Source organism: Nonomuraea sp. NPDC048881, assembly GCF_040649795.1.
Classification (GTDB): domain Bacteria; phylum Actinomycetota; class Actinomycetes; order Streptosporangiales; family Streptosporangiaceae; genus Nonomuraea.
Genome location: NZ_JBEZGC010000024.1, coordinates 38,840 through 62,717, shown reverse-complemented (window position 1 = coordinate 62,717; position 23,878 = coordinate 38,840). Strand labels below are relative to the sequence as shown.

At 71.8% G+C, this 23,878-nt stretch carries 26 protein-coding genes; 20 read left to right on the top strand and 6 right to left on the bottom strand.

What is annotated here, in order from left to right:
- The first annotated feature begins 2 nt into the window (after positions 1–2).
- The gene (locus tag AB0C33_RS45400) at positions 3–671 is read left to right on the top strand and encodes a GntR family transcriptional regulator (RefSeq protein WP_352364390.1); all 669 of its coding nucleotides are present in this window, start codon (positions 3–5) and stop codon (positions 669–671) included.
- A gap of 254 nt (positions 672–925) precedes the next feature.
- On the opposite strand, the gene AB0C33_RS45395 is transcribed toward AB0C33_RS45400, so the two are convergent.
- From AB0C33_RS45395 to AB0C33_RS45385, 3 genes are all read right to left on the bottom strand, one after another.
- Entirely contained in the window at positions 926–1,843 is a 918-nt protein-coding gene (locus AB0C33_RS45395; protein WP_358300144.1) for an EamA family transporter, read from the bottom strand.
- Between the two features lie 148 nt (positions 1,844–1,991).
- On the bottom strand, positions 1,992–2,762 hold the full coding sequence (locus AB0C33_RS45390) for an ABC transporter permease (protein ID WP_358300141.1): 771 nt from the start codon (positions 2,760–2,762) through the stop codon (positions 1,992–1,994).
- Positions 2,759–3,667 carry an ABC transporter ATP-binding protein gene (locus AB0C33_RS45385; RefSeq protein WP_358300138.1) on the bottom strand — a complete coding sequence of 303 codons (909 nt, stop codon included), beginning with the start codon at positions 3,665–3,667 and terminating at the stop codon, positions 2,759–2,761. Before AB0C33_RS45385 ends, AB0C33_RS45390 begins: the two co-directional genes overlap by 4 nt.
- Before the next feature lie 156 nt (positions 3,668–3,823).
- Between AB0C33_RS45385 and AB0C33_RS45380 the strand changes: the two genes are divergently transcribed.
- The 11 genes from AB0C33_RS45380 to AB0C33_RS45330 all read left to right on the top strand — a co-directional run bounded on the left by AB0C33_RS45380 (position 3,824) and on the right by AB0C33_RS45330 (position 14,589).
- Positions 3,824–4,600, top strand: coding sequence for a VOC family protein (locus AB0C33_RS45380; RefSeq protein WP_358300135.1), 777 nt, complete (start codon positions 3,824–3,826; stop codon positions 4,598–4,600).
- 93 nt (positions 4,601–4,693) lie between these two features.
- A complete protein-coding gene (locus AB0C33_RS45375; protein WP_358300132.1) occupies positions 4,694–5,929 on the top strand; it encodes a multidrug effflux MFS transporter in 1,236 nt (411 codons plus the stop codon).
- 91 nt (positions 5,930–6,020) lie between these two features.
- Entirely contained in the window at positions 6,021–6,719 is a 699-nt protein-coding gene (locus tag AB0C33_RS45370) for a metalloregulator ArsR/SmtB family transcription factor (RefSeq protein ID WP_358300130.1), read from the top strand.
- Entirely contained in the window at positions 6,716–8,128 is a 1,413-nt protein-coding gene (gene sufB, locus AB0C33_RS45365) for a Fe-S cluster assembly protein SufB (protein WP_352364380.1), read from the top strand. The genes AB0C33_RS45370 and sufB overlap by 4 nt, the downstream gene beginning before the upstream one ends.
- The gene (sufD, locus tag AB0C33_RS45360) at positions 8,128–9,249 is read left to right on the top strand and encodes a Fe-S cluster assembly protein SufD (protein ID WP_358300127.1); all 1,122 of its coding nucleotides are present in this window, start codon (positions 8,128–8,130) and stop codon (positions 9,247–9,249) included. The genes sufB and sufD overlap by 1 nt, the downstream gene beginning before the upstream one ends.
- Positions 9,246–9,563: a non-heme iron oxygenase ferredoxin subunit gene (locus tag AB0C33_RS45355; RefSeq protein ID WP_352325535.1), complete on the top strand. Its 318-nt coding sequence runs from the start codon at positions 9,246–9,248 to the stop codon at positions 9,561–9,563. Before sufD ends, AB0C33_RS45355 begins: the two co-directional genes overlap by 4 nt.
- Positions 9,564–9,565: 2 nt before the next feature.
- Complete coding sequence (sufC, locus tag AB0C33_RS45350; RefSeq protein ID WP_352325533.1) at positions 9,566–10,312, top strand: Fe-S cluster assembly ATPase SufC; 747 nt, start codon at positions 9,566–9,568, stop codon at positions 10,310–10,312.
- The gene (locus tag AB0C33_RS45345; RefSeq protein WP_358300124.1) at positions 10,309–11,565 is read left to right on the top strand and encodes a cysteine desulfurase; all 1,257 of its coding nucleotides are present in this window, start codon (positions 10,309–10,311) and stop codon (positions 11,563–11,565) included. Before sufC ends, AB0C33_RS45345 begins: the two co-directional genes overlap by 4 nt.
- A gap of 2 nt (positions 11,566–11,567) precedes the next feature.
- On the top strand, positions 11,568–12,005 hold the full coding sequence (gene sufU / locus AB0C33_RS45340; protein ID WP_352325531.1) for a Fe-S cluster assembly sulfur transfer protein SufU: 438 nt from the start codon (positions 11,568–11,570) through the stop codon (positions 12,003–12,005).
- Complete coding sequence (locus tag AB0C33_RS45335; protein ID WP_358300121.1) at positions 12,002–12,361, top strand: metal-sulfur cluster assembly factor; 360 nt, start codon at positions 12,002–12,004, stop codon at positions 12,359–12,361. The genes sufU and AB0C33_RS45335 overlap by 4 nt, the downstream gene beginning before the upstream one ends.
- A 308-nt stretch (positions 12,362–12,669) precedes the next feature.
- Positions 12,670–14,589 carry a DEAD/DEAH box helicase gene (locus AB0C33_RS45330; protein WP_358300118.1) on the top strand — a complete coding sequence of 640 codons (1,920 nt, stop codon included), beginning with the start codon at positions 12,670–12,672 and terminating at the stop codon, positions 14,587–14,589.
- 93 nt (positions 14,590–14,682) lie between these two features.
- Here the strand turns inward: AB0C33_RS45330 and AB0C33_RS45325 are convergent, their stop codons facing one another.
- The gene (locus AB0C33_RS45325) at positions 14,683–15,705 is read right to left on the bottom strand and encodes an aminotransferase class V-fold PLP-dependent enzyme (RefSeq protein WP_358300115.1); all 1,023 of its coding nucleotides are present in this window, start codon (positions 15,703–15,705) and stop codon (positions 14,683–14,685) included.
- A 150-nt stretch (positions 15,706–15,855) separates the two neighbouring features.
- On the opposite strand from AB0C33_RS45325, the gene AB0C33_RS45320 reads away from it, so the two are divergent.
- From AB0C33_RS45320 to AB0C33_RS45295, 6 genes are all read left to right on the top strand, one after another.
- A complete protein-coding gene (locus AB0C33_RS45320; protein ID WP_189652386.1) occupies positions 15,856–16,119 on the top strand; it encodes a phosphoribosyl-ATP diphosphatase in 264 nt (87 codons plus the stop codon).
- 58 nt (positions 16,120–16,177) lie between these two features.
- Positions 16,178–17,023, top strand: coding sequence for an ATP phosphoribosyltransferase (gene hisG, locus AB0C33_RS45315; RefSeq protein WP_352325534.1), 846 nt, complete (start codon positions 16,178–16,180; stop codon positions 17,021–17,023).
- A gap of 70 nt (positions 17,024–17,093) precedes the next feature.
- Positions 17,094–17,978 carry an ABC transporter ATP-binding protein gene (locus AB0C33_RS45310; RefSeq protein WP_358300112.1) on the top strand — a complete coding sequence of 295 codons (885 nt, stop codon included), beginning with the start codon at positions 17,094–17,096 and terminating at the stop codon, positions 17,976–17,978.
- Positions 17,978–18,712, top strand: a complete 735-nt coding sequence (locus tag AB0C33_RS45305) for an ABC transporter permease (RefSeq protein ID WP_358300109.1) — start codon at positions 17,978–17,980, stop codon at positions 18,710–18,712. Before AB0C33_RS45310 ends, AB0C33_RS45305 begins: the two co-directional genes overlap by 1 nt.
- Positions 18,709–19,842, top strand: a complete 1,134-nt coding sequence (locus tag AB0C33_RS45300; protein WP_358300106.1) for a sensor histidine kinase — start codon at positions 18,709–18,711, stop codon at positions 19,840–19,842. Before AB0C33_RS45305 ends, AB0C33_RS45300 begins: the two co-directional genes overlap by 4 nt.
- Positions 19,839–20,444 carry a response regulator transcription factor gene (locus tag AB0C33_RS45295; RefSeq protein ID WP_358300103.1) on the top strand — a complete coding sequence of 202 codons (606 nt, stop codon included), beginning with the start codon at positions 19,839–19,841 and terminating at the stop codon, positions 20,442–20,444. Before AB0C33_RS45300 ends, AB0C33_RS45295 begins: the two co-directional genes overlap by 4 nt.
- A 7-nt stretch (positions 20,445–20,451) precedes the next feature.
- On the opposite strand, the gene AB0C33_RS45290 is transcribed toward AB0C33_RS45295, so the two are convergent.
- A complete protein-coding gene (locus AB0C33_RS45290) occupies positions 20,452–21,477 on the bottom strand; it encodes an EAL domain-containing protein (RefSeq protein WP_358300100.1) in 1,026 nt (341 codons plus the stop codon).
- Positions 21,478–21,596: 119 nt separating this feature from the next.
- Here AB0C33_RS45290 and AB0C33_RS45285 point away from each other — a divergent pair, with 119 nt between their 5' ends.
- Positions 21,597–22,250, top strand: a complete 654-nt coding sequence (locus tag AB0C33_RS45285; RefSeq protein ID WP_358300097.1) for an acVLRF1 family peptidyl-tRNA hydrolase — start codon at positions 21,597–21,599, stop codon at positions 22,248–22,250.
- Between the two features lie 23 nt (positions 22,251–22,273).
- On the opposite strand, the gene AB0C33_RS45280 is transcribed toward AB0C33_RS45285, so the two are convergent.
- Positions 22,274–23,098 carry an NAD(P)H-binding protein gene (locus tag AB0C33_RS45280; protein WP_358300094.1) on the bottom strand — a complete coding sequence of 275 codons (825 nt, stop codon included), beginning with the start codon at positions 23,096–23,098 and terminating at the stop codon, positions 22,274–22,276.
- An 86-nt stretch (positions 23,099–23,184) separates the two neighbouring features.
- On the opposite strand from AB0C33_RS45280, the gene AB0C33_RS45275 reads away from it, so the two are divergent.
- Positions 23,185–23,763, top strand: coding sequence for a helix-turn-helix domain-containing protein (locus tag AB0C33_RS45275; RefSeq protein ID WP_358300091.1), 579 nt, complete (start codon positions 23,185–23,187; stop codon positions 23,761–23,763).
- Positions 23,764–23,878 lie beyond the last annotated feature (115 nt).

Genomic DNA, 23,878 nt, shown 5'->3' with positions numbered 1-23,878 from the left:
GGATGGCTGCCGAGGACCGGCTCGACCTGCCGATGGTGGGGGAGCGGCAGAGTCTGCGCGAGCAGGTCGCGCACGCGCTGCGGGCCGCGCTGATCACCGGGGAGATGCGGCCAGGGGTGGTCTACTCCGCGCCCGTGCTCGCCGCGCAGTTCGGCGTCTCGGCCACGCCGGTCCGCGAGGCCATGCTCGACCTGGCCAAGGAGGGCCTGGTCGAGGCCGTGCGCAACAAGGGCTTCCGGGTGACCGAGCTGTCCGACCGCGACCTCGACGAGCTGACCCAGATCCGTGAGCTGATCGAGGTGCCCACCGTCTCGCGGCTGGCCGACAGCGCCCGCGCCGAGGAGTTCGAACGGCTGCGCCCGATCGCCGAGGAGATCGTCTCGGCCGCCGACCGGGCCGACCTGCTCGCCTACATCGACGCCGACCTGCGCTTCCACCTGGAGCTGCTGGCTCTGGCGGGCAACGTCCACCTGGTGGAGGTGGTCCGCGACCTGCGCAACCGGGCCCGGCTCTACGGTCTGTCGCAGCTGGCCGAGCGCGGCTCGCTGACCGACTCCGCCAGGGAGCACCTGGCCATGCTCGACGCGCTCAAGAGCGGTGACGGCAAGGCGGTCGGCCACCTGATGGGCGAGCACATCGGCCACGTCCGGGGGATCTGGGCCGAGCACTGACGCCTGCCGCGTTTCTTTACCGTCCGAATTAAGAGGGTTTGTCCGTTTTGGGGTAATGTGTTGGTGAAAGCTTTCACGAACTGATCTTCCTGAGAGCCTCACAAGCCCGGTCACGCGGACGCCCGCGTCCGCTGACCTTCACCGGGCTCGGCGACCCGCCCACCTCAAGCCGAGCCCTCCGCCGCGCGCCCGAGAGATCCCCATCCCCGCGGGCGCGCGGCGGCACCTCCTCGGTACTCCCTGCCGCCCGGTCATCAGCGCCCGGTCATCCTGGTCGAGCCGAGGCTGGCGGCCACGACGCACACGATCGCCGCCCACTGCTGCACGTGCAGGACCTCGCCCAGCACCAGCACGCCAGCCAGCGCCGCCACGGCCGGCTCCAGGCTCATCAGAATGCCGAACACGTGCTTGGGCATGCGCCGCAGCGCGTGGAGCTCCAGCGAGTACGGGATCACCGACGACAGCAGCCCCACGCCCAGCCCGATCAGCAGCAGCGACGGCTGCAACAGGTCGGCGCCGCCGGTCGTGACGCCCACCGGCGCGATCACCAGGGTCGAGACGATCATCGCGAACGACAGCCCGGTGGTGCCGGGGAAACGCCGTCCGGCCGCCGCGGACAGCAGGATGTAGGCCGCCCAGCACGCGCCCGCCACCAGGGCGAACCCGATGCCGAGCCACCAGGCCGCCGACGCCTGCCGCCCCCAGGGCGCCAGCAGCGCCACGCCGAGGCCGGCCAGGCCGATCCAGGCCAGGTCGAGCCTGCGCCGGGAGGCGGCCACGGCCACGCCCAGCGGGCCGAGGAACTCGATCGCCACCGCGACGCCCATCGGCAGCCGCGACAGGGCCTCGTAGTACGACAGGTTCATCAGCGCGAGCGTCAGGCCGAACCCGGCCCCGACCGCCCAGTCGCGCCACCCCAGCCCCCGCAGCTTCGGCCTGGCCACCGCGGCCATGATCAGGCCGCCCGCCGCGATGCGCAGGAACACCACGGCGCTCGGCGGCAGGACGGCGAACAGGTTCTTGGCGAACGCGGCGCCGAGCTGCACCGAGACGATGGACAGCAGGACCAGCGACGAGGGCGGGATCGAGTCCGCGGCCTGGCGCAGCAGGCGGCCAGGCCGGGGCAGCGCCGGGCGGCGATCGAAGGGATCGTCGAGGGCGAAGTCGGTCACGGAACTCCTCGCGCGGAAGGTGGGGCGGTCGTCCAGAGCGTACTGACCTCGGACGACATCTCCGCACGCGGGGTGGCGCGCCCCCTCACCCCCAGCGGAACAGCTTCACCCCCAGCGGATCAGCCTCATCCCCAGCGGAACAGCCGCCTCACTCCCAGCGGAACAGCCGCGAGACCAGCGCCAGGGTCAGCACGGCCCAGCCGGCCAGGACGAGCACCGGCCCCAGCGGCAGCGCCGCCCCCTGGGCGAGCACCGCGCGCAGGCCGCCGGTCAGCGCCGAGATCGGCAGCAGCTCCAGCACCGGCCGCGCGCCCTCGGGGAACTTCGACAGCGGGAAGATCACCCCGCCCGCCCCCAGCAGCACCAGGTAGACCAGGTTGGCCGCGGCCAGCGTCGCCTCGGCCCGCAGCGTGCCCGCCATGAGCAGGCCGAGGCCGCTGAAGGCCGCCGTGCCCAGCACGACCAGCACCGCGGCGGCCAGGAACGACCCGTGGGGCCGCCAGCCCAGCGCCAGCCCCACGGCCACGATCACGGCCGCCTGGATGACCTCCACGGCCACCACCGCGGCCGTCTTGGCCAGCATGAGCCCGGCCCTGGACAGCGGGGTCGCGCCCAGCCGCTTGAGCACGCCGTAGCGGCGCTCGAAGCCGGTGCCGATGGCCTGCCCGGTGAAGGCCGTGGACATGACGGCCAGGGCCAGCACGCCCGGCACGAGGAAGTCGACCCGCCGGCCGCCCCCGACGTCGACCAGCGGCGCCAGCGAGAAGCCGACCAGCAGCAGCACCGGGATGATCAGGGTGAGCAGGAGCTGCTCGCCGTTGCGCAGCATCGTGCGGACCTCCGAGCCGGCCTGCGCGAGCACCATGCGCGGGAACGGCGCGGCGCCCGGCGCGGGCGAGAGGTCGAGCACGGGGGTCATCGCAGCTCCCTGCCGGTCAGTTCGAGGAAGACGTCTTCGAGGGTACGGCGCTCGATGCGCAGGTCGTCGGCCGTGACGCCCTCCGCCGCGCACCAGGCCGTGACGGTGGCCAGCAGCTCGGGCCCCACCTGGCCCTCGATGATGTAGTGGCCGGCCGGCGACTCCTTGGCCGCGCTGCCCACCGGGAGCGCGTTGAGCAGCTCCTCCAGCGTGAGCCCCGGCCTGGCCCTGAACCTGAGCTGCCGCTCGGCCCCGGTCAGCGAGGCCGGGCTGCCCTCGGCCACCACGCGCCCCCTGTCGATGATCACGACGTGGTCGGCCAGCCGCTCGGCCTCCTCCATGTGGTGGGTGGTCAGCACCACCGACACCCCGGCGCCGCGCAGCTCGCCGACCAGGTCCCAGCAGGCGTGCCGGGCCTGCGGGTCGAGCCCGGCGGTCGGCTCGTCGAGGAACACCAGCTCCGGCCTGCCGATCACGGCCGCGGCCAGCGACAGCCGCTGCTGCTGCCCGCCCGACAGCCGCCGGTAGGGGGTGCGCGCGTGCTCGGCCAGCCCGAGCCGGGTCAGCAGCGCGCCGGGATCGTGCGGACGGGCGTAGAAGCGCGCGACCAGGCGCAGCCACTCGGCGCAGCGCATCGCCGGCGGCACGCCGCCCGCCTGGAGCATCACCCCGACGCGCGGCCGCAGCTCGGGCAGCGTGGGCGACAGGCCGAGCACCCGAACCGTGCCGGAGTCGGCCTTGCGGAACCCCTCGCAGATCTCGACCGTGGACGTCTTGCCCGCGCCGTTGGGCCCGAGGACGGCGGTGACCGCGCCACGGCCGGCCCGCAGGGTGAGGCCGTCGAGGGCGGTCCGGCCGCCGTAGCGTTTGACCAGGTCGACGATCTCGACGGCTGGGGAATCCATGGCCACGAGTTTAGGGACTGCGCCGGGCGGTCCGGCCTCCAGGTACGCGCCCGGCGAACGCCCGCCGGGCGGCCCTGCCCGGAAATGGACGGCTCTTGACCGGACCGTTCCCCGGAAAGACGTGAGAACCGGGGGAAGGACGGCGATGAGCTCCACATGTCGCGACGCAGTGCATACGACCCAGGAGTTCCGTGCTGGGTGGACCTGGCCAGCACCGACGTCCCAGGCTCGGTCCGGTTCTACGGGGATCTGTTCGGCTGGCGGGCCGACATGGTCGACGACCCGGCGGCCGGCGGCTACGGGATGTTCGTCCACGAGGGCAGCAAGGTCGCCGGGATCGGCCCCGTCCGCGACGGCGGCTCCGCCTCGCTCTGGAACACCTACGTCGCCACCGACGACGCCGCCGCGCTGGCCGGCCGGGTCAGGGACGCCGGCGGCACGGTCGTGGCGGAGCCCATGGCGGTCTTCGACGAGGGCACCATGGTCGCCCTGCGGGCCCCCGACGGCTCCTACGCCGGCGCCTGGCAGGCGGCCGCCCACGCGGGGGCGGAGCTGGTCAACGAGCCCGGCGCGTTCTGCTGGAACGAGCTGTGCACCCGGGACGCGCCGGCCGCCGAGCGCTTCTACTCGGCGGTCTTCGGCTGGACGTCCCGCACGTCCGACCTGGGCGGCATGGCCTACACCGAGTGGGTGGCGGGGGAGGCGGCCGTCGCGGGGATGATCCCGATGCCCGACGAGGCCCCGGCGGAGCTGCCGTCGTTCTGGCTGACCTACTTCGCGGTCGCCGACCTCGACGCGGCCCTGCACGCCGCCGCCGACGCGGGCGCCGACGTGCTCACCGGCGTGACCGAGGCGCCGCCCGGCAGGTTCGCGCAGCTCATCGACCCGCAGGGCGCGGCGTTCGGAGTCATCCAGCTCAACGAAACGTCATGAAATATCTGATAACCGGGAATTAGGAGGACCGAATCCCGGTTGGATCCCTCGGCCCTCGTGGGTCATCGGCCTGCGAGGGGAAGGGGTTCACGCATGTCCGTGGCAGAAGCCGCGTCCGCCGCCATTGGGAGCAAGGGCGAGACCAAGGGCGGGAGGCGGGGGCTGCTGCTGGTCATCCTGGGCGCGCTGTCGGCGATCGGCCCGCTGTCCATCGACATGTACCTGCCCGCCCTGCCCGCCATCACCGAGGAGATGCTCAGCGCTCCCGCGCAGGTCCAGCTCACCCTCACCGCCTGTCTGATCGGCGTCTCCGTCGGCCAGGTCGTCGCCGGCCCCGTCAGCGACGTGCGCGGGCGGCGCGTCCCGCTGATCGTGGGCGTGTCGGGGTTCATGGTGGCCTCGCTGCTGTGCGCGTTCGCGCCGTCGGTGCCCGTGCTGATCGTCCTGCGGCTGCTGCAGGGCATTCTGGGCGGGGCGGCGCTGGTCATCGTGCGCGCGGTCGTCCGCGACCTGTACGACGGCGCCGCCATCGCCCGCATCTTCGCCACGCTCATGCTGGTCAGCGGCCTGGCGCCGATCCTCGCCCCCATCGCCGGGGCCCAGCTGCTCGCCTTCACCTCCTGGCGCGGCGTGTTCGTGGCGCTCAGCGTCGCGGGGCTCGTGCTGCTGCTGGCCGTGCTGCCGGGGGTGCGCGAGACGCTGCCCGCCGACCGGCGCGAGAGCGGCGGGCTGGGGCACACCGTGCGCACCTTCTGGCAGCTTCTGCGCGACCGCGCGTTCATGGGCTGCGCGCTCACCGCCGGGCTGGCCTTCGCGGCGATGTTCGGCTACATCTCCGGCTCGCCGTTCGTGCTCCAGCAGGTGTACGGCGCCACCCCGCAGCAGTACTCGCTCATCTTCGGGCTCAACGCGCTCGGCCTGACCGCGATGGCCCAGCTCGGCGGCCGCCTGTCGGGCCGCGTGGAGCCCGCCCGCCTGGTCGTCATCGGGCTGGTCACCGGCCTGGTGGGCGCCGGGTTGCTGCTGGCCGCCGCGCTCACCGGGCTCGGCCTGGCCGGCATCGTGGCGGGCCTGTTCGTCATCATGCTGGGTCAGGGGCTCGTCCTGCCCGGCACCGGCGCGCTCGCGCTGGCCGGGCAGCCCGCCCAGATCGCCGGCAGCGCCTCGGCGCTGCTCGGCGTGTTGCAGTTCGCGCTGGGCGCGCTGGCGGCCCCGCTGGTCGGCCTGGCGGGCGAGGGCACGGCCGTGCCGATGGCCTGCGTGATGCTCGGCCTCATCATCTGCTCCACGCTCGCGTTCGCGATCCTGGGACGCCGAAAGGTTAGGTAAGCCTTACCTGCGTGAGCAATTGCATTGGTGGCCTGCTCCGATTCGTTTGTGCAGCGGGAAGGAATTACGGCACACTGATGTTGTGAAAAACATGCCCACGATCGAGCCCGGTAGCGAGCGCGGCACCCGCGCGCGTGTCGCCAGGCTGATTCTTGAGCATGGTCCCGTGACGGCCGCCTCGCTCGGCGAGCGGCTGGGGCTGACGCCCGCCGCGGTGCGCAGGCACCTCGACGCGTTGCTGGCCGAGGGAATGATAGAGCCTCGCACGGTCAGGCCGCGCGGTCAGCGCGGGCGCGGACGGCCCGCCAAGCTGTTCGCCATCACCGACGCGGGGCGCAGTGCTTTCGAGCACGCCTATGACGACCTCGCCGGGAGCGCACTCCGCTTCCTGGCCGAGCGCATGGGACGAGAAGCCGTGACCGACTTCGCCCGCTCGCAGGTGTCGAGCCTGCTGACGCGGCTGGAGCCGGTCATGCGGACGGTGCCGGCGGACCAGCGCGTACAGGTGCTGGCGCAGGCGCTGTCGGCAGAGGGGTACGCCGCCTCGGCCAGCAAGGCCAAGTCGGGCGGCGACCAGCTCTGCCAGCACCACTGCCCGGTGGCTCACGCGGCCGCGGAGTTCCCGCAGCTCTGCGAGGCCGAGACGGAGGCGTTCGCGCAACTGCTCGGCACCCCGGTGCAGCGCCTGGCCACGATCGCGCACGGCGACGGGGTCTGCACGACCCACGTGAGCCCCAAGTCGCTGGCTGAATCCGCACACAGAGACAAGAGCAAGGAGACCGGAAGGTGACTGTCACCGACCGCCCGGAGCTGGAAGGCCTCGGGAATTACAAGTTCGGCTGGGCCGACCCGGATGCCGCGGGCGCGGCGGCCAAGCGTGGCCTGTCCGAGGAGGTCGTCCGCAACATCTCCGCGCTCAAGAACGAGCCGGAGTGGATGCTCGACCTTCGCCTGAAGGGCCTCCGCCTGTTCGCCAAGAAGCCGCTGCCCACCTGGGGCTCCGACCTCACCGGCATCGACTTCGACAACATCAAGTACTTCGTGCGCTCGACCGAGAAGCAGGCCGCTTCCTGGGACGAGCTGCCCGCCGACATCAAGAACACCTACGACAAGCTCGGCATCCCCGAGGCGGAGAAGCAGCGCCTCATCGCCGGCGTCGCGGCCCAGTACGAGTCGGAGGTCGTCTACCACAAGATCCGTGAGGACCTTGAGGAGAAGGGCGTCATCTTCGTCGACACCGACACGGGCCTGAAGGAGCACGAGGAGCTCTTCAAGGAGTACTTCGGCTCGGTGATCCCGGTCGGCGACAACAAGTTCGCCGCGCTCAACACCGCCGTGTGGTCCGGTGGCTCGTTCATCTACGTGCCGCCGAACGTCGAGGTCGAGATCCCGCTGCAGGCCTACTTCCGGATCAACACCGAGAACATGGGCCAGTTCGAGCGGACCCTGATCGTCGTGGACGAGAACTCCTACGTCCACTACGTCGAGGGCTGCACCGCGCCGATCTACTCCTCCGACTCGCTGCACAGCGCGGTCGTCGAGATCATCGTGAAGAAGAACGCCCGCTGCCGTTACACGACCATCCAGAACTGGTCGAACAACGTCTACAACCTGGTCACCAAGCGCGCCGTCGCCTACGAGGGCGCGACCATGGAGTGGATCGACGGCAACATCGGCTCCAAGGTCACGATGAAGTACCCGGCCGTCTACCTGATGGGCGAGCACGCCAAGGGCGAGACGCTGAGCGTCGCCTTCGCCGGCGAGGGCCAGCACCAGGACGCCGGCTCCAAGATGGTGCACCTGGCGCCCAACACCAGCTCCAGCGTCATCTCCAAGTCGGTGGCGCGCGGCGGCGGCCGCACCTCCTACCGCGGTCTCGTGCAGATCGAGGAGGGCGCCCACGGCAGCGCCAGCACCGTCAAGTGCGACGCGCTCCTGGTCGACCAGATCAGCCGCTCCGACACCTACCCGTACGTCGACGTGCGCGAGGACGACGTCTCGATGGGCCACGAGGCCACGGTCTCCAAGGTCAGCGAGGACCAGCTCTTCTACCTCATGAGCCGCGGGCTCGGCGAGGACGAGGCCATGGCGATGATCGTGCGCGGCTTCGTCGAGCCGATCGCCCGCGAGCTGCCCATGGAATACGCGCTCGAACTCAACCGGCTGATCGAGCTGCAGATGGAAGGAGCCGTCGGCTGATGGGCCTGAACGAGAAGCCCCTGTCGACCCTGCACGAGAAGGCGTCCTACGACCTGGGCGACTTCGAGGTCCCGACCGGGCGCGAGGAGTCGTGGCGCTTCACGCCGCTGTCCCGCCTGAAGGGCCTGCACAACGGCAAGGCCGACCCCGTGGGTCACGTGCGCCTCGACGTCGAGGCCGCGCCCGAGGTCGTCGTCGAGACGGTCGGGCGCGACGACGCCCGCGTCGGCAAGGCGTTCACGCCCACCGACCGGGTCAGCGCGCAGGCGTGGAACAGCTTCGAGAAGGCGACCGTGATCACGGTGCCGCGCGAGGCCGTCACGTCGAAGCCGACCGTGCTCACCCTGACCGGTGAGGGCGACGGCGCCGCCTACGGCCACATCGTGGTCAAGGTGGAGCCGATGGCCGAGGCCGTGGTCGTGCTCGACCACAAGGGCAGCGCCGTCTACGCCGACAACATCGAGTTCGTCGTCGGCGACGGCGCCAACCTCAAGGTCGTCAGCCTCCAGGACTGGGACGACGACGCCGTGCACGTCTCCCACCACCACGCCCAGCTCGCCAAGGACGCGACCTTCCGCAGCTTCGTGGTGACCCTCGGCGGCGACCTGGTCCGGCTCTCGCCCAGCGTGGCCTACACCGCGCCCGGCGGCGACGCCGACATGTCCGGCGTCTACTTCGTCGACGCCGGCCAGCACCTGGAGCACCGCCTCCTGGTCGACCACTCCCAGCCCAACTGCAAGAGCAACGTCGACTACCGCGGCGCGCTGCAGGGGCAGGACGCGCACGCCGTCTGGATCGGCGACGTGATCATCAGGGTCGAGGCCGAGGGCACCGACACCTACGAGCTCAACCGCAACCTCATCCTCACCGACGGCGCCCGCGCCGACTCGGTACCCAACCTGGAGATCCTCACCGGCGAGGTCGCCGGAGCCGGGCACGCCTCGGCCTCGGGCCGCCTCGACGACGAGCACATCTTCTACCTCCAGGCCCGCGGCATCCCCTACGACGAGGCCCGCCGCCTGGTCATCAGGGGCTTCCTCGGCCAGCTCATCGAGAAGATCCAGATCGAGGAGATCCGCGACCGCGTGCTGGCCGCGGTGGAGGCGGAGCTCGCGCGATGAGTTTCGAGAAGGTCTGCCAGGTCGCCGACATCCCCGACGGCGGCGTCATCGGCGTCGAGGTCGGGGAGACCCCGGTGGCGCTGGTGCGCAAGGGCGCCGACGTCTTCGCCCTGCACGACGTCTGCTCGCACGCCGAGGTGAAGCTCAGCGAGGGCGAGGTCTACGACGGCACGCTGGAGTGCTGGCTGCACGGCTCGTGCTTCGACGTGCGCTCCGGCAAGCCCACCGGCCCGCCCGCCACCAAGCCCGTGAACGTCTACACAGTCAAGATCGACGGCGACGACGTCCTCGTCTCGCTCTCGAAGGAGTCATAAACGTGTCCACCCTAGAGATCCGTGACCTCAAGGTCGCCGTCGAGGACAAGGAAATCCTGCGCGGCGTCAACCTGACGGTGAAGTCCGGCGAGACGCACGCCATCATGGGCCCCAACGGCTCGGGCAAGTCCACCCTCGCCTACGCGATCGCCGGTCACCCCAAGTACACGATCACCGGCGGCCAGGTGCTGCTCGACGGCGTCGACCTGCTGGAGCTGTCGGTCGACGAGCGGGCCCGCGCCGGCCTGTTCCTCGCCATGCAGTACCCGGTCGAGGTCCCCGGCGTGTCGGTGTCGAACTTCCTGCGCTCGGCCGTCACCTCGGTCCGCGGCGAGGCGCCCAAGCTGCGCGAGTTCGCCAAGGACCTCAAGGCCGGCATGGACGCGCTGTCCATCGACGCCGCCTTCGCCCAGCGCAACCTCAACGAGGGCTTCTCCGGCGGTGAGAAGAAGCGCCACGAGATCCTCCAGCTGGAGCTGCTCAAGCCGAAGATCGCCGTGCTCGACGAGACCGACTCCGGCCTCGACGTCGACGCGCTGCGGGTGGTCTCCGAGGGCATCAACCGCTTCCGCTCCACGGGTGAGACCGGCGTGCTGCTGATCACCCACTACACCCGCATCCTGCGCTACGTGAAGCCCGACTTCGTGCACGTCTTCGCCGGCGGCCGGATCGTCGAGGAGGGCGGGCCGGAGCTGGCCGACAAGCTCGAGGCCGAGGGCTACGAGCAGTACACGAAGGCATCTGCATGACTTCCACCAGCTTGGACGTGGAGAAGATCAGGAAGGACTTCCCGGTCTTCTCCCGCGAGCTGCCCGACGGGCGCCCGCTCGTCTACCTCGACTCGGGCAACTCCTCGCAGAAGCCCAACCAGGTCATCGACACCATGCGCGACCACCTGGCGCTGCACTACAGCAACGTCGGACGGGCCATGCACGTGCTCGGCGCGGAGTCGACCGAGGCGTACGAGAGCGCGCGCGACAAGGTGGCGGCGTTCGTCGGGGCGGGCTCGCGCGATGAGGTGATCTTCACCAAGAACGCCTCCGAGGCCCTCAACCTCGTGGCCTACTCCTTCGGCAACCCCGCGGGCACCGACCCCCGCTTCGCCCTCGGTCCCGGCGACGAGATCGTCATCTCCGAGATGGAGCACCACTCCAACATCGTGCCGTGGCAGATGCTCGCGCAGCGCACCGGCGCCACGCTGAAGTGGTTCGGCGTCACCGACGACGGGCGGCTCGACTTCGACCCGGCCGTCGTCACCGAGCGCACGAAGATCGTCTCGATCGCCCACCAGTCGAACGTGCTCGGCACGGTCAACCCGGTCACCGCGGTGGCCGCGAGGGCGCACGAGGTCGGCGCGCTGATCATGCTCGACGCCTCGCAGTCCGTGCCGCACCACCCGGTGGACATGGCCGCGCTGGGCGCCGACTTCGTGGCCTTCACCGGTCACAAGATGGTCGGCCCTTCGGGCATCGGCGTGTTGTGGGGCCGTACCGAGCTGCTGGAGGCCATGCCGCCGTTCCTGGGCGGCGGCGAGATGATCGAGGCGGTCTGGATGGACCGCTCGACGTACGCGCCGATCCCGCACAAGTTCGAGGCCGGCACGCCGCCCATCGTCGAGGCCATCGGCCTCGGCGCGGCGGTCGACTACCTCACCGCGGTCGGCATGGACGCCATCGAGGCGCACGAGCGCTCGCTGACGGCCTACGCCCTCGACGCCCTGCGCGAGGTGCCGTCGCTGCGGCTGATCGGGCCCGACTCCCTCGACCAGCGCGGCAGCACGCTGTCGTTCACGCTGGAAGGCATACACCCCCACGATGTGGGGCAGATCCTGGACGACCAGTTCGGGGTCGCCGTCCGCGTCGGGCACCACTGCGCGCGCCCGCTGCACCTGCGGTTCGGAATACCGGCGACCACGCGGGCGTCGTTCTACCTGTACAACACCACGGGCGAGATCGACGCCCTGGTGCGCGGCCTCCATCACGTTCAGAAGGTGTTCGCATAGCCATGATCGGCGAGTCGATGTACCAGGAGCTGATCCTGGAACACTACAAGCACCCGCAGGGGCGGGGGCTGCGCGAGCCGTACGACGCCGAGGTTCACCACGTGAACCCGACGTGCGGCGACGAGATCACGCTGCGGGTCAGGGTGGGCGACGCCGGTAAGATCGAAGACGTCTCCTACGACGGCCAGGGCTGCTCGATCAGCCAGGCGGCCGCCTCCGTGCTGCACGAGCTGGCCACCGGCTCGACGGTCGAGGAGTCGCTGTCGGTGGTCGACGAGTTCACCCGGCTCATGCAGGGCCGGGGGCAGGTCGAGGCCGACGAGGAGGTGCTCGGGGACGCGGTGGCGTTCGCGGGCGTGGCCAAGTTCCCGGCGCGCGTCAAGTGCGCGCTGCTGTCGTGGATGGCCTACAAGGACGCTGTGGTGAGGAGTGCCCAATGAGCAAGCCTGTGGAGACTCCGACCGGCTTCGACGGTGACACCACCGTCGATGAGGTCATGGAGGCGCTCAAAGACGTCGTCGACCCCGAGCTCGGCATCAACGTCGTCGACCTGGGGCTGATCTACGGGCTCAACCTCGACCCGTCCGACGCCGGTCAGCCCGTGGCCACCATCGACATGACGCTGACCAGCGCGGCCTGCCCGCTGACCGACGTCATCGAGGACCAGGCCCACTCCGCCCTGGAGGGCATGGTCTCCGACGTGAAGATCAACTGGGTCTGGCTGCCGCCGTGGGGCCCGGACAAAATCACTGACGAGGGGCGTGAGCAGCTCCGTATGCTAGGCTTCAACGTCTGATCTTTCTAGCTGTAACGGCTGGCGTTGGGCGTCAGCCGTTTCAGTGTGCCAAGGAGGGGTTTCGGAAGGTCCGTACCCAGCCAGGGAATAGCCGATACCATCCCCGGCGTTGGCACCAGGTATACACCAGACGCCTCATCTCGCGTCATCGCGCCGCCTGCGGCCGGTGCCCCGGTGTATCCCCCCTGTGAAGTCCCGCCTCGATGGCGGGCGTACTGCAACTTGTACGGCATCAGGCCGTATGTCCCGGCTCGTCCTTTCGCAGAAGTGACGCGCCACTTCGACTGAAAGGCACGAATTTCGTGACCATGCTTGACTCTGTCATGCCCGCGTTCGACGAGACCGCCCCCGAGACGGGCCCGTCGGAGTTCGAACTGCTCGGCCTTCCCAAGCCGCTCATCAGCGGTCTGGCCAAGCAGGGCATCGACAGCCCGTTCCCCATCCAGAGTGCGACGATCCCCGACGTGCTCGCCGGTCATGACGTCCTGGGCCGTGGCCAGACCGGCTCGGGCAAGACCCTGGCCTTCGGTTTGCCGACCATGGCTCGCATCGCGGGGGTGCGGCCCGCCGCCGGCCACCCGCGCGCGATGATCCTTGTGCCCACCCGTGAGCTGGCCCTTCAGGTGCACGACGCGCTCGAACCGCTCGGCCGCGGCCTCGGGCTGCGGATGAAGGTCGTCGTGGGCGGCATGTCCATGGGCAAGCAGATCGAGGCACTGCGCCGCGGCGTCGACATCGTGATCGCCACCCCGGGCCGCCTGGGCGACCTGATCCGGCAGGGCGAGTGCTCGCTGGCGCAGGTCGAGGTCTCCGTCCTCGACGAGGCCGACCACATGTGCGACCTCGGCTTCTTCCCCGTCGTCACCGAGCTGCTGGCCCAGACCCCGACCGACGGGCAGCGCCTGCTGTTCTCGGCCACCCTCGACGGCGACGTCGACAAGCTGGTGCGCCGCTTCCTCAAGGACCCGATCACCCACTCCGTGGCCCCGGCGACCTCGCCGGTCGACACCATGGAGCACCACGTGATGCAGGTCACGCGGGACGACAAGTTCGACGTCACGGCCGAGATCGCCAACCGCGAGGGCCGTACGATCATCTTCGTCCGCACCCAGCACGGCGTCGACCGGCTGTGCAAGCAGCTCGCCCGGGTCGGCATCAAGGCCGGCGGCCTGCACGGCGGCAAGCGCCAGAACCAGCGCACCCGCATCCTGGCCGAGTTCCGCGAGGGCTCGATCAACGTGCTGGTCTGCACCGACGTCGCGGCCCGCGGCATCCACGTCGACAACATCAGCCTGGTGCTGCACGTCGACCCGCCGCAGGACCACAAGAGCTACCTGCACCGCGGCGGCCGTACCGCCCGCGCGGGCGAGAAGGGCACCGTCGTCACCCTGGTGCTGCCCAACGAGCGCCGCTCGACCGACGCCCTGACCAGGCGCGCCGGCATCCACCCGTTCCGGCTCAAGGCCACCCCGGGGCACCCCCGGCTGGCCGAGGTGGCCGGGGCCCGGACGCCGAGCGGCGAGGCCATCCCCGTGTGGGAGCCCGACGTCCGCAAGCCGCTGCGCCCGCGCCGTGAGGGCGGTCACGGCGGCGCCGAGCGCCGGGGCGGGCGTCGTCCGCGCCGCGAGTTCGACGGCGAGCGCCGTCCGCGCCGGCACGAGGACGGCACCTTCGCCGGCGGCGACGACCGTCGTCCGCGCCGTCACGAGGAGTCCGGTGAGGACCGTCGTCCGCGCCGGCACGCCGAGGGCGAGCGGCCGTTCGGCGGCGGACAGCGTCCGGCCGAGCCGCGCACGTTCGGCGACGACCGCAGGCGTGGCGACCGGCCGCGCGGCGGTTTCCGTTCCGACGACCGTCCCGCCCGTCAGGACGACCGCGGTGGTTTCCGCTCTGACGACCGTCCTGCCCGTCAGGACGACCGTGGTGGTTTCCGTTCCGACGACCGCCCGGCGTTCCGCCAGGACGACCGCGGCTACCGGTCCGAGGCGCCCCGTGGCGGCGGGTACCGTGACGGCCAGCGCGGCGGCGGCGGCGGTTTCCGCTCCGACGACCGCGGCCGCTTCGGCGCCGACCGTGGCCGCCCGTTCTCGGGCGACCGTGACCGGCCCGCCCGCTCCGACGAGCGCGCCCCCCGCGACGGCTTCCGCTCCGGCGGCGGCTTCCGTTCCGAGGAGCGCGGCAACGCCGGGTTCCGCCGCAACAACGGCGGCCGCCGCTTCGAGCGCTGACGCCGACTGAACGACCGACCGCCCGTCGCACCTCCCGCAGGGGAGGGGCGGCGGGCTTCGTCGTTCCCGGACGTGCTACGAGGTCAGGACGTGCTACGAGGTCAGGACGTCAAGAGCGCGGTCGACGTCGTCGACGGTGTTGTAGACGTGGAAGCCCGCGCGGACCCGGCCGGCGCGCACCGCGGCGCGGATGCCGGCCGCCGCCAGCCGCTCGCCCGGCGCCTCCACCGACACGATCGCCGAGTCGGACGGTTCCAGCCCCAGCCCGGCCCTGAACCGGTTGGCCAGCTCGACGTCGTGCTCGTGGACGCGCTGGGCGCCGATCTCGTTGAGCAGTTCGAGCGCGGGCGCCGCGCCGACGTAGCAGAACCAGGCCGGCGACAGGTCGAAGGCGCGGGCGTCGGAGGCCAGCCGCAGCGGCGGCCCGTAGTAGGAGCCGCCCGGATCGTCGCCGGCGTACCAGTTGGCCGCCAGCGGCCGCATCAGGGAGCGCACCCGGGGCGACAGGTAGCCGAACGCGGCCCCGCGCGGCGCCATGAGCCACTTGTAAGCCGCGCACGCCAGCACGTCGATCCCGTCGGCCACCGACACCGGCAACCACCCGCACGCCTGGGAGCCGTCGGCGATGACCAGCGCGTCGTGGGCGCGGGCGGCGGCGACGACGTCGTGCAGCGGCGTCACGTAGCCGGTCGCCGACTGCACGAGGCTGAAGGCGACGGCGTCGGTCCGGCCCGTGACGGCGTCGGCCAGACGCTCGGCGGGCACGGTCTCGACCTCGGCCGCCACCGCCCACGGGAACAGGTTGCTGGTGAACTCGATCTCCGGCACCAGCACCCGCGCCCCCGGCGGCAGCGCGGTCGCCACCGTGGACATGATCTGCGACACCGTCGAGCCGACCGTCACGTCGGCCGGCTCGGCGCCGACCAGGTGGGCGAAGGCCGTGCGGGCCCGGCCGACCGAGGCGTCCCAGGGCGCCCAGTCGCCGCTGCCGTGCCGCCACTCGGTGAGCACGGCCTGCAATTCCTCGAAGGCCGGGCGGGGCGGAAGGCCGTACGAAGGGGTGTTGAGCCAGCCCGGGTCGGCGTCCCAGAGCTTGCCCACGGTCGCGATGTCCATGACCACCAGCCTAGAACGGCCCTCCGGAGATCAAGCGGCGCCCGGACGACGGGCAGGAAGCGGACGTCTCGCGTGGCGGACTCCGGGCGGCGTCACCGTCGCGCGCAGACTAGGCTTGTCAGGCACGCCAACCGACCGACGAGAGAGACCATGAAGACCTTCGAAGAGCTGTTCGCCGAGCTGTCAGACAAGGCGCGTACCAGGCCCGCGGGCTCGGGCACCGTGGCCGCGCTCGACGCCGGCGTGCATGCCATCGGCAAGAAGGTCGTCGAGGAGGCCGCCGAGAGCTGGATGGCCGCCGAGCACGAGTCGAACGACAGGGCGGCGGAGGAGATCTCCCAGCTCCTCTACCACGTGCAGGTGCTCATGATCGCCAAGGGCATCGGGCTCGACGAGGTGTACAAGCATCTCTAGGGCGCCTCGCGCCCGCCCCGGCGTCCCATCGACCATGAGTGAGGAAGAAGACCCGAACATGCTGCGTCTGGCCGTACCGAACAAGGGCGCGCTCAGCGAAGCCGCCCAGAACATGCTCAAGGAGGCCGGCTACCGGTCCCGCAGGGACAGCAAGGAGCTCGTCGTCGTCGACGAGGACAACGGCTGCGAGCTGTTCTTCCTGCGTCCCCGCGACATCGCCGTCTACGTCGGGGAGGGCACCCTCGACCTCGGCATCACCGGCCGCGACATGCTGATCGACTCCGGCGCGCCGGTCGAGGAGATCATGCCGCTCGGCTTCGGCGGCTCCACCTTCCGCCTGGCCGCCAAGGCGGGCACGATGTCGTCGGTCAAAGACCTCGACGGGCAGCGCATCGCCACCTCCTACGCGGGGCTGCTCGACAAGTACCTGTCCGACCAGGGCGTCGACGCCCGCGTGATCAAGCTTGACGGCGCCGTCGAGACCGCGATCCGGCTCGGCGTGGCCGACGCGGTCGCCGACGTCGTGGAGACCGGCACCACGCTGCGCAACGTCGGCCTGGAGGTGTTCGGCGAGCCGATCATGCGCTCGGAGGGCGTGCTGATCAAGCGGCAGAGCGCGCCGGAGACGCCGGGCATGGGCCAGCTCGTCCGCCGCCTGCAGGGCGTCGTGCACGCCCGCGACTTCGTCATGATGGACTACGACATCCGCGCCGAGCGCATCGAGGAGGCCATCGCCCTCACGCCCGGCATGGAGGGGCCCACGGTCTCGCCGCTCCACCGCGAGGGCTGGGTCGCCGTCCGGGCCATGGTCCGGCGCAAGGGCCACCAGCAGGTGATGGACCAGCTCTGGGACATCGGCGCGCGGGCCATCCTGGTCACCGACATCTACGCCTGCCGCCTCTGACAAATGTCACCGTCAACCCCGGAAGGATCACACTAACGGGGGAAACGCCGCGCCCGTAGCGTTTGCTGACATGAACGCCATCGTGTTCGACCAGGTCAGCAAGCGCTACGGGGACGTGCTTGCCGTCGACGACCTCTCGCTCGCCATCGAGCCGGGCAAGACCGTGGCCCTGCTCGGGCCCAACGGCGCGGGCAAGTCCACCTCGATCAACATGCTGCTCGGCCTGCTCCGTCCCACCAGCGGCACGATCACCATCCACGGCCGCACGCCCGACCACGCGGTGCGCTCCGGCGAGCTGGGCGCGATGCTCCAGAACGGCGCCCTCATCCCCGAGCTGTCGGTCAAGGAGCTCATCGACCTCGTCCGCCGGCTCTACCCCGACCCGCTGCCGCTGGCCGAGATCCTGAAGCTGGCCGACCTGTCGGACCTGGTCAAGCGGCGCGCGAACAAGCTGTCCGGCGGCCAGACGCAGCGCGTCAGATTCGCCCTGGCCATCGCGGGCGCGCCGAAGATCCTGCTGCTCGACGAGCCGACCGCGGCCATGGACGTGGAGTCCAGGCTGCGGTTCTGGGCCAGCATGCACGACTACGCCGCCGGCGGCAGGACCGTGCTGTTCGCCACCCACTACCTGGAGGAGGCCGACGAGCACTCCGACCGGGTGATCGTCATCGCCCGCGGCCGGCTGGCCGCCGACGGCACCGCCGCCGAGATCAAGGCCGGCGTGGGCGGGCAGGTCGTCCGCTTCACGCTGGGCGACCAGCCCGCGGCCGGGCTCGACCGGCTGCCCGGCGTCACCGCCGTCGAGGTCGCCGCCGGCACCGCCACGCTGCACACCTCCGACCCCGACGCGACCGTGGCCGCCCTGTTCCGGGGCACCGAGCTCGACGTCCGGGGCCTCCAGCTCACCGGCGCCGACCTCGAAGACGCCTTCCTCGCGCTCACCAGGGAGTCCTGATGCTGTTCTACGCCAAGACCGAGGCGATGCGCATGCTGCGCAACCGGCGCTACATCATCTTCGTGGTCATCTTCCCGGTCGTGCTGTACCTGATCAACGCCAACATCTACGGCAAGCAGACCGACGGCGCCGGGGTGAGCTACAGCGTCGTGCTGATGGTCTCCATGGCCGCCTACGGGGCGCTGGCCTCGTCGATGATGAGCTCGGCGGTGCCGTGGGCGACCGAACGGCAGTCCGGCTGGCTGCGCCAGCTCCAGATCACCCCGCTGCCCAACTGGATGATCATCGCCACCAAGCTCGGCACCGCCATGCTGCTCGTGCTGCCCTCGCTGCTGCTGGTGGCCGTCGTCGGGGTCGTTCAGCAGGGCGTGTCGATGCCGGTCGGCCGGTGGGTGCCGCTGCTGCTGGCCATGTGGCTGGGGACGATCCCGTTCATCGCGCTGGGCCTGGCGATCGGGTCGCTGCTGACGGCCGACGCCGCGCAGCCGGCCGCGATGATCTGCATGTTCGTCCTGGCCATCGCGGGCGGCCTGTGGTTCCCGCCCGAGGTGTTCGGCGACACCATGCGGACCGTGGCCGACATCATGCCCTCCTACCACTACGCGAGCCTCGGCTGGAGCATCGTCGCCGGGAACGGCGTCGCGCTGACCGACGTGCTGGTGGTCGGCGGATGGGCGGTCGTCCTGGGCGGGGCTGCCGCCTACCTGTACCGCCGGGCTACTGTTCGGGCATGAGTTTCGCCGACAAGCTGCACTTCGGTGACGGGCGGCCGTCGCCCAGGCGGCGGCTGCTCGGGATGTCCGTCGGCATGGTCTATCTCGTCTTCCCGATCGCCGAGATCGTCGCGGGCGGCGTCACGGGCGCCCGGGCGATCTGGGGGGCCGTGGCGCTGGTCGCGTTCATCGGCTGCTTCGCCGGCACGGTGATCAGCGCCAAGAGCTTCCACGAGCGCTCGCGCGCCACCTTCCCCCTGCTCGGTGTGACCGCGGTGATCGCGGTGGTCAGCGCGTTCGCCTTCGGCGGCGCCTGGCTCACGCTGCCGGTCTACACGGTCGTGCTCTACGGGTTCACCCTCCCGCCCGCCTGGGCGCTGGCCGGGGTGGGCGTGAACCTGGCGGTGGTGGTGGCGGCCGGGGTGCTGACCGGCGACGAGTTCGCCGGCGTCGTCGTCCTGGGGCTGCAGGTCGTCACGCTGGGCGTGTTGTTCATCAGCATTCGCAACAGCCGGGTGCTGACACTGAGGCTGCACGAGGCGCAGGGCGAGGTGGCCAGGCTGGCGGCCACGGAGGAGCGCCTGCGCATCGCCCGCGACCTGCACGACCTGCTGGGCCACAGCCTGTCGCTGATCGTGCTCAAGAGCGAGCTGGCCGGGCGGCTGGCCGAGGAGTCGCCGCAGGTGCGGCAGGAGATCGCCGACATCGAGTCCGTGGCCAGGCAGGCGCTGGTGGAGGTGCGCGAGGCGGTCACCGGCTACCGGCAGCGCAGCCTGTCGGAGGAGATCGACGGCGCCCGATCGGTGCTGCGGGCGGCGGGCGTGCGGGCCGAGGTGCGGGTGTCCGGCACGCCGCTGCCCGACCTGCTCGACGGGCTGTTCGGCTGGGCGGTGCGCGAGGGCGTCACCAACGTCGTACGGCACGCGCGGGCCGCCCGTTGCGAGATCCAGGTGACGTGCGACGGCGAACACGCCACCCTGGAGATCATGGACGACGGACGCGGCGGCGAGCCGCAGGGCACCGGCAGCGGGCTCAGCGGCCTGCGCGAACGGGTGACGGGCGCGGGCGGCACCATGGAGGCCGGCGGCGCGCCCAAGGGCGGGTTCCGGCTGCGGGTGCTGGTGCCGGTCAGAGTGGGGACGGCCGCGTGATCCGGGTGATGCTGGCCGAGGACCAGGGCATGATCCGCGGCGCGCTGGCCTCGCTGCTCGGCCTGGAGCCCGACATCGAGGTGGTCGGCGAGGCGGCCGACGGGAACGAGGCCGTCGCCGTCGCGGTCGCCGCGACCCCCGACATCGCGCTGCTCGACATCGAGATGCCCGGCAAGGACGGCCTGACCGCCGCCGCCGAGATCGCCGCCCGGGTGCCGGGCTGCCGGGTGATGATCCTGACCACGTTCGGGCGGCCCGGCTACCTGCGCACCGCGATGGAGGCGGGGGCGGTGGCGTTCCTGGTCAAGGACAGCCCGGCCAAGGATCTCGCGGCGGCCATCCGCCGGGTGCAGGCGGGGGAGCGGGTCATCGACCCGGGGCTGGCCGCGGCGGCGCTTAGCGCGGGGCCCAACCCGCTGTCGGCGCGCGAGCGCGACGTGCTGGCCGCCGCCGCCGACGGCTCCACGATCGGGGACATCGCCCGCCGCCTGCACCTGTCGGAGGGCACGGTGCGCAACTACCTGTCCTCGGCCATCCAGAAGACGCACGCGCGCAACCGCATCGAGGCCGTGCGGCGGGCCAAGGCCCAGGGCTGGGTCTAGCCGGGTCTCAGGTCCGCATGGCGGCGATCTGGCGGATCAGGTCCGACACCCGGACGATGCCCAGGCAGCGGTTGAGCTCGTCGGTGACCACCAGGTCGTCGTAGATGCGGGCCGCGTCCCGGCCGGCGGCCTGCATGGCTGCGATGGCGGGGGTCGTCCTCGGGACCGTGCGCGGCGGGTCGGCCAGGCGCTGGGCGGGCTTGGCGCCGTGCAGGGCGTGCCCGTACCGGGCGGCGAAGGACAGCAGGAAGCGGCTGCGGTCGAGGCTGCCCTTGGGGCGCTGGTACTCGTCCACCAGGATCACGCTGGTGATCGTGGGCTCGTGTCCGAACGCCGCCACGACCTCCTCCGCCTTGGCCCCGGCCGGCAGCGTCACCGCCGGGACCAGCAGCTCCTGCACGCGAGGGCCGAGCATCAGCGTGTCCGGCGACTCGTCGGCCACCGGGAGCGGCACCCGGATCTTGCCGTCGGGGCCGGGCGCCAGCAGCGGGCCGTGGGCCAGGCGCACGCCCAGGCCGCGGGCCACCGCCACCTGCCCCTCGCGCTCGACGCCAGGGGCCAGCACGTGCGCGCCGATCCCGCGGGCCAGCGTCACCACCGCGCGCGCCACCGCCGCCGCCCGGTGGTCGCCGGGCAACCTGGTCACCAGCTCCTCGTCCAGTGCCAGCAGGTACGGCGCGGAGTCGGTGACGACGTCCAGCGCCGGGCCGCCCGCGCCGACGTCGGCGAAGCCCAGCAGGTAGCCGATCGTGCGCAGCCCGTCGAGGCTGACCTTCAGCAGGCGGCGGTCCTGCTCCTGGCACGTTCCGGTGAGCATCAGGATCGCCTCACGAGGATGCCTGCCCGCCCGCCGCAGGGCCTCGTGGAGCGGCGCCAGCGCCCCGGCGCCCGAGAGCACCACGTGCAGGGGCAGTGGCAGCACCATGGGCAGCGGAGCCGCCCGGAGAACGCCCGCCGGGTCGACGACGGCGGGCTGCGCGATGACGGCCCCGTTGTCGAGATCCACTACAGGGCTGGTGAGCAGGGAGGACACGTTCAGATGATCCGACCGGCAGGGTTTCGGCAGAAGCCCCCCGAAACGAAGTTCACCGACATTTCCGCTATAGTTCCCCCCTTCTCGTGAAGGGAATGTCGTTCGGTTACCCTTCCCGCATGAGCGCGCGTCCGGCCAGAGGCGGCGGCCGCTGGGTCACGGTGCCGCCCGAGCGCGTGCACCCCTGGATCGACGGGTTCGCCGGCCGCCACGGCCCCTTCGAGGCCGCCGGCGACGACCGCGTGGTCCGCCTGACCGCCGCCGACGGCGCGCTGGCCGAGCTGCACGTGCCGTTCCCGCCCATGACCCCCGGCCCGCCGCACGTGACCAGGCTGGTCGCGCACGCGCAGGCCGCGCGGCGGGTGGGCGTGCTGCTGGTCCGGCTCGGCGGGTACGCGGCCGGCGTGTTCCACGGCGCCGAGCTGCTGGACTCCAAGGTCGGCTCCCGGCTGGTGCAGGGACGTACGGCGGCCGGCGGGTGGTCGCAGCAGCGCTTCGCCAGGAGGCGGCAGAAACAGGCGGCCCAGGCCTTCGACAGCGCGGCGGAGACGGCGGCGCGGGTGCTCGTGCCGCGGCTCGGCGAGCTGGAGGCGGTGGTGCTCGGCGGCGACCGGCGGGCGGTCGACGCGCTGCGCGGCGACCGGCGGCTCGCGCCGGTGTTCGCGCTGGAGAGCGAGCCGTTCCTGGTGGTGCCCGACCCGAGGCTCGCGGTCCTGCGCGACGCGCCCGCCCGGTTCCGGGCCGTCCGGATCCGGGTGGTCGACCCGTCCTGAGCCCTGAGGGTTCGTTGAGGTGGTCAGGACGCCGGGAGGAAGGCGTCGGCGTGGTCGGCGACGAAGGCGGCCAGGGTGCGGGGCGGGCGGCCGGTGACGTCCTCGACGGTCGTGGTGATCTCCGCCCAGCCGGTCCGGCTCAGCGTCGCCTGCGTGGTGGCCAGCTCGGTGGCGAACGGCTCAGGGATCCCCTGCCCGGCCAGCCGCGCGGCCATCTCGGGCACCGGCAGGTCCACGTAGGACACGGGACGCCCCAGCACGCGGGTCATCGTCGCCGCGATCTCCTCGTGGGTGGGCGACTCGGGCCCGGTCAGCAGGTACGAGCCCGACGCGCCCACCGGCCGGGTCAGCAGGGCGGCGGCCACCGCGGCGATGTCCCTGGCGTCGATGTAGTTCATCCCGCCGGCGCCCCAGGAGCCGTGGAAGCGGTCGCCGCGCACCTCGCCGAGCAGGTTCTGCATGAACCCGGTCGGCTGCAGCACGGCGTGCGGCACGCCGGAGGCCCGCAGGTGCTCGTCGACCTCGCCGTGGGGCCCGGCGCTGAGCGCGGCGCCGGGGGCTGCGTCGCGTACCGAGACCTCGACGATCTGCGCCACGCCCGCCTCGGCGGCCAGGTCGACGACCTCGTTGAGCCGCTCGGCGAACCCGGGGAACGGCGAGCTGTTGAGGAACAGCCGGTCGCCGGGGGACAGCAGCCGGCCGATCGTCTCCGGCCGGGTGAAGTCGCCGACGGCGTGCGGCACGCCCAGGTCGGCGGGCGTCCGCGACACCGCGAGCACGTCCTGGCCGGCGAGCTGGGCGACCAGGGCCCGGCCGATGGACCCGGTCGCGCCGGTGATCACGATCATGATGGCCTCCTAAGTGGAATCTCTTCGTCCGCTTGCCTGGACGGTACACTAAGCGGAAACAATTCGTCCACTTAGGAGGTCGGGACGTGCGCGCGGACGCCAGAAGGAACCTGGTCAAGATCCTCGACGCGGCCGCCCGGGTGATGGCCGAGCGCGGCGTCAACGCGCCCATGGAGCTCATCGCGCGGCAGGCCGGCGTCGGCGTGGGCACCCTCTACCGCCGCTTCCCCGACCGCGACGCGCTCATCTCCGCGCTGGGCGAGCATTACGTCCAGTCGCTGGCCGAGGCCCTGGAGCACGCCGTCGACGGCGAGCGGGACGCCTGGAGCGCGCTGCGCGGCTTCGTGCAGTGGGCCGCCGCCCCCGGCCGCGTCGCGCTGGCCGCCGCGCTGGCCCACCTGCCGGAGGAGGCCATCGCGGGCACGGCGGAGTTCGCCGAGAGCAAGGAACGCTGGCTGGGGCTGCTCCAGGGGCTCGTCCGCCGGGCCCAGGCCGAGGGCGGCATGCGTCCTGACGTGACCTGGGAGGACGTCGTCAGCCTGCTCAACGTCTTCACCTGCCACCCGGACGGGCTGCCGGCCCCCGTGGCCGCCCGTCCGGAGAAGTACCTGCACCTCATGCTCGACGGGATGGCCGCCGGCGCCGCGACCGCGCTGCCGGCCTGACGACCCCTGTCCCACGCGTACCGGAGGGCACCTGGAGCCCCTATAAGCAGAGGTAGCGCCTGGCACGGGGGCCCTACACTGATCTGTATGCATACTCCCGATTGACCGGCGGTCG

Coding starts and splice junctions, on each gene's coding strand:
- AB0C33_RS45400 (WP_352364390.1), top strand. CDS start 3: ATGGCTGCCGAGGACCGGCTCGACCTGCCGATGGTGGGGGAGCGGCAG.
- AB0C33_RS45390 (WP_358300141.1), bottom strand. CDS start 2,762: ATGACCCCCGTGCTCGACCTCTCGCCCGCGCCGGGCGCCGCGCCGTTC.
- AB0C33_RS45385 (WP_358300138.1), bottom strand. CDS start 3,667: ATGGATTCCCCAGCCGTCGAGATCGTCGACCTGGTCAAACGCTACGGC.
- AB0C33_RS45380 (WP_358300135.1), top strand. CDS start 3,824: ATGTCGCGACGCAGTGCATACGACCCAGGAGTTCCGTGCTGGGTGGAC.
- AB0C33_RS45375 (WP_358300132.1), top strand. CDS start 4,694: ATGTCCGTGGCAGAAGCCGCGTCCGCCGCCATTGGGAGCAAGGGCGAG.
- AB0C33_RS45370 (WP_358300130.1), top strand. CDS start 6,021: ATGCCCACGATCGAGCCCGGTAGCGAGCGCGGCACCCGCGCGCGTGTC.
- sufD (WP_358300127.1), top strand. CDS start 8,128: ATGGGCCTGAACGAGAAGCCCCTGTCGACCCTGCACGAGAAGGCGTCC.
- AB0C33_RS45355 (WP_352325535.1), top strand. CDS start 9,246: ATGAGTTTCGAGAAGGTCTGCCAGGTCGCCGACATCCCCGACGGCGGC.
- AB0C33_RS45345 (WP_358300124.1), top strand. CDS start 10,309: ATGACTTCCACCAGCTTGGACGTGGAGAAGATCAGGAAGGACTTCCCG.
- sufU (WP_352325531.1), top strand. CDS start 11,568: ATGATCGGCGAGTCGATGTACCAGGAGCTGATCCTGGAACACTACAAG.
- AB0C33_RS45335 (WP_358300121.1), top strand. CDS start 12,002: ATGAGCAAGCCTGTGGAGACTCCGACCGGCTTCGACGGTGACACCACC.
- AB0C33_RS45330 (WP_358300118.1), top strand. CDS start 12,670: ATGCTTGACTCTGTCATGCCCGCGTTCGACGAGACCGCCCCCGAGACG.
- AB0C33_RS45325 (WP_358300115.1), bottom strand. CDS start 15,705: ATGGACATCGCGACCGTGGGCAAGCTCTGGGACGCCGACCCGGGCTGG.
- AB0C33_RS45320 (WP_189652386.1), top strand. CDS start 15,856: ATGAAGACCTTCGAAGAGCTGTTCGCCGAGCTGTCAGACAAGGCGCGT.
- hisG (WP_352325534.1), top strand. CDS start 16,178: ATGCTGCGTCTGGCCGTACCGAACAAGGGCGCGCTCAGCGAAGCCGCC.
- AB0C33_RS45310 (WP_358300112.1), top strand. CDS start 17,094: ATGAACGCCATCGTGTTCGACCAGGTCAGCAAGCGCTACGGGGACGTG.
- AB0C33_RS45305 (WP_358300109.1), top strand. CDS start 17,978: ATGCTGTTCTACGCCAAGACCGAGGCGATGCGCATGCTGCGCAACCGG.
- AB0C33_RS45300 (WP_358300106.1), top strand. CDS start 18,709: ATGAGTTTCGCCGACAAGCTGCACTTCGGTGACGGGCGGCCGTCGCCC.
- AB0C33_RS45285 (WP_358300097.1), top strand. CDS start 21,597: ATGAGCGCGCGTCCGGCCAGAGGCGGCGGCCGCTGGGTCACGGTGCCG.
- AB0C33_RS45280 (WP_358300094.1), bottom strand. CDS start 23,098: ATGATCGTGATCACCGGCGCGACCGGGTCCATCGGCCGGGCCCTGGTC.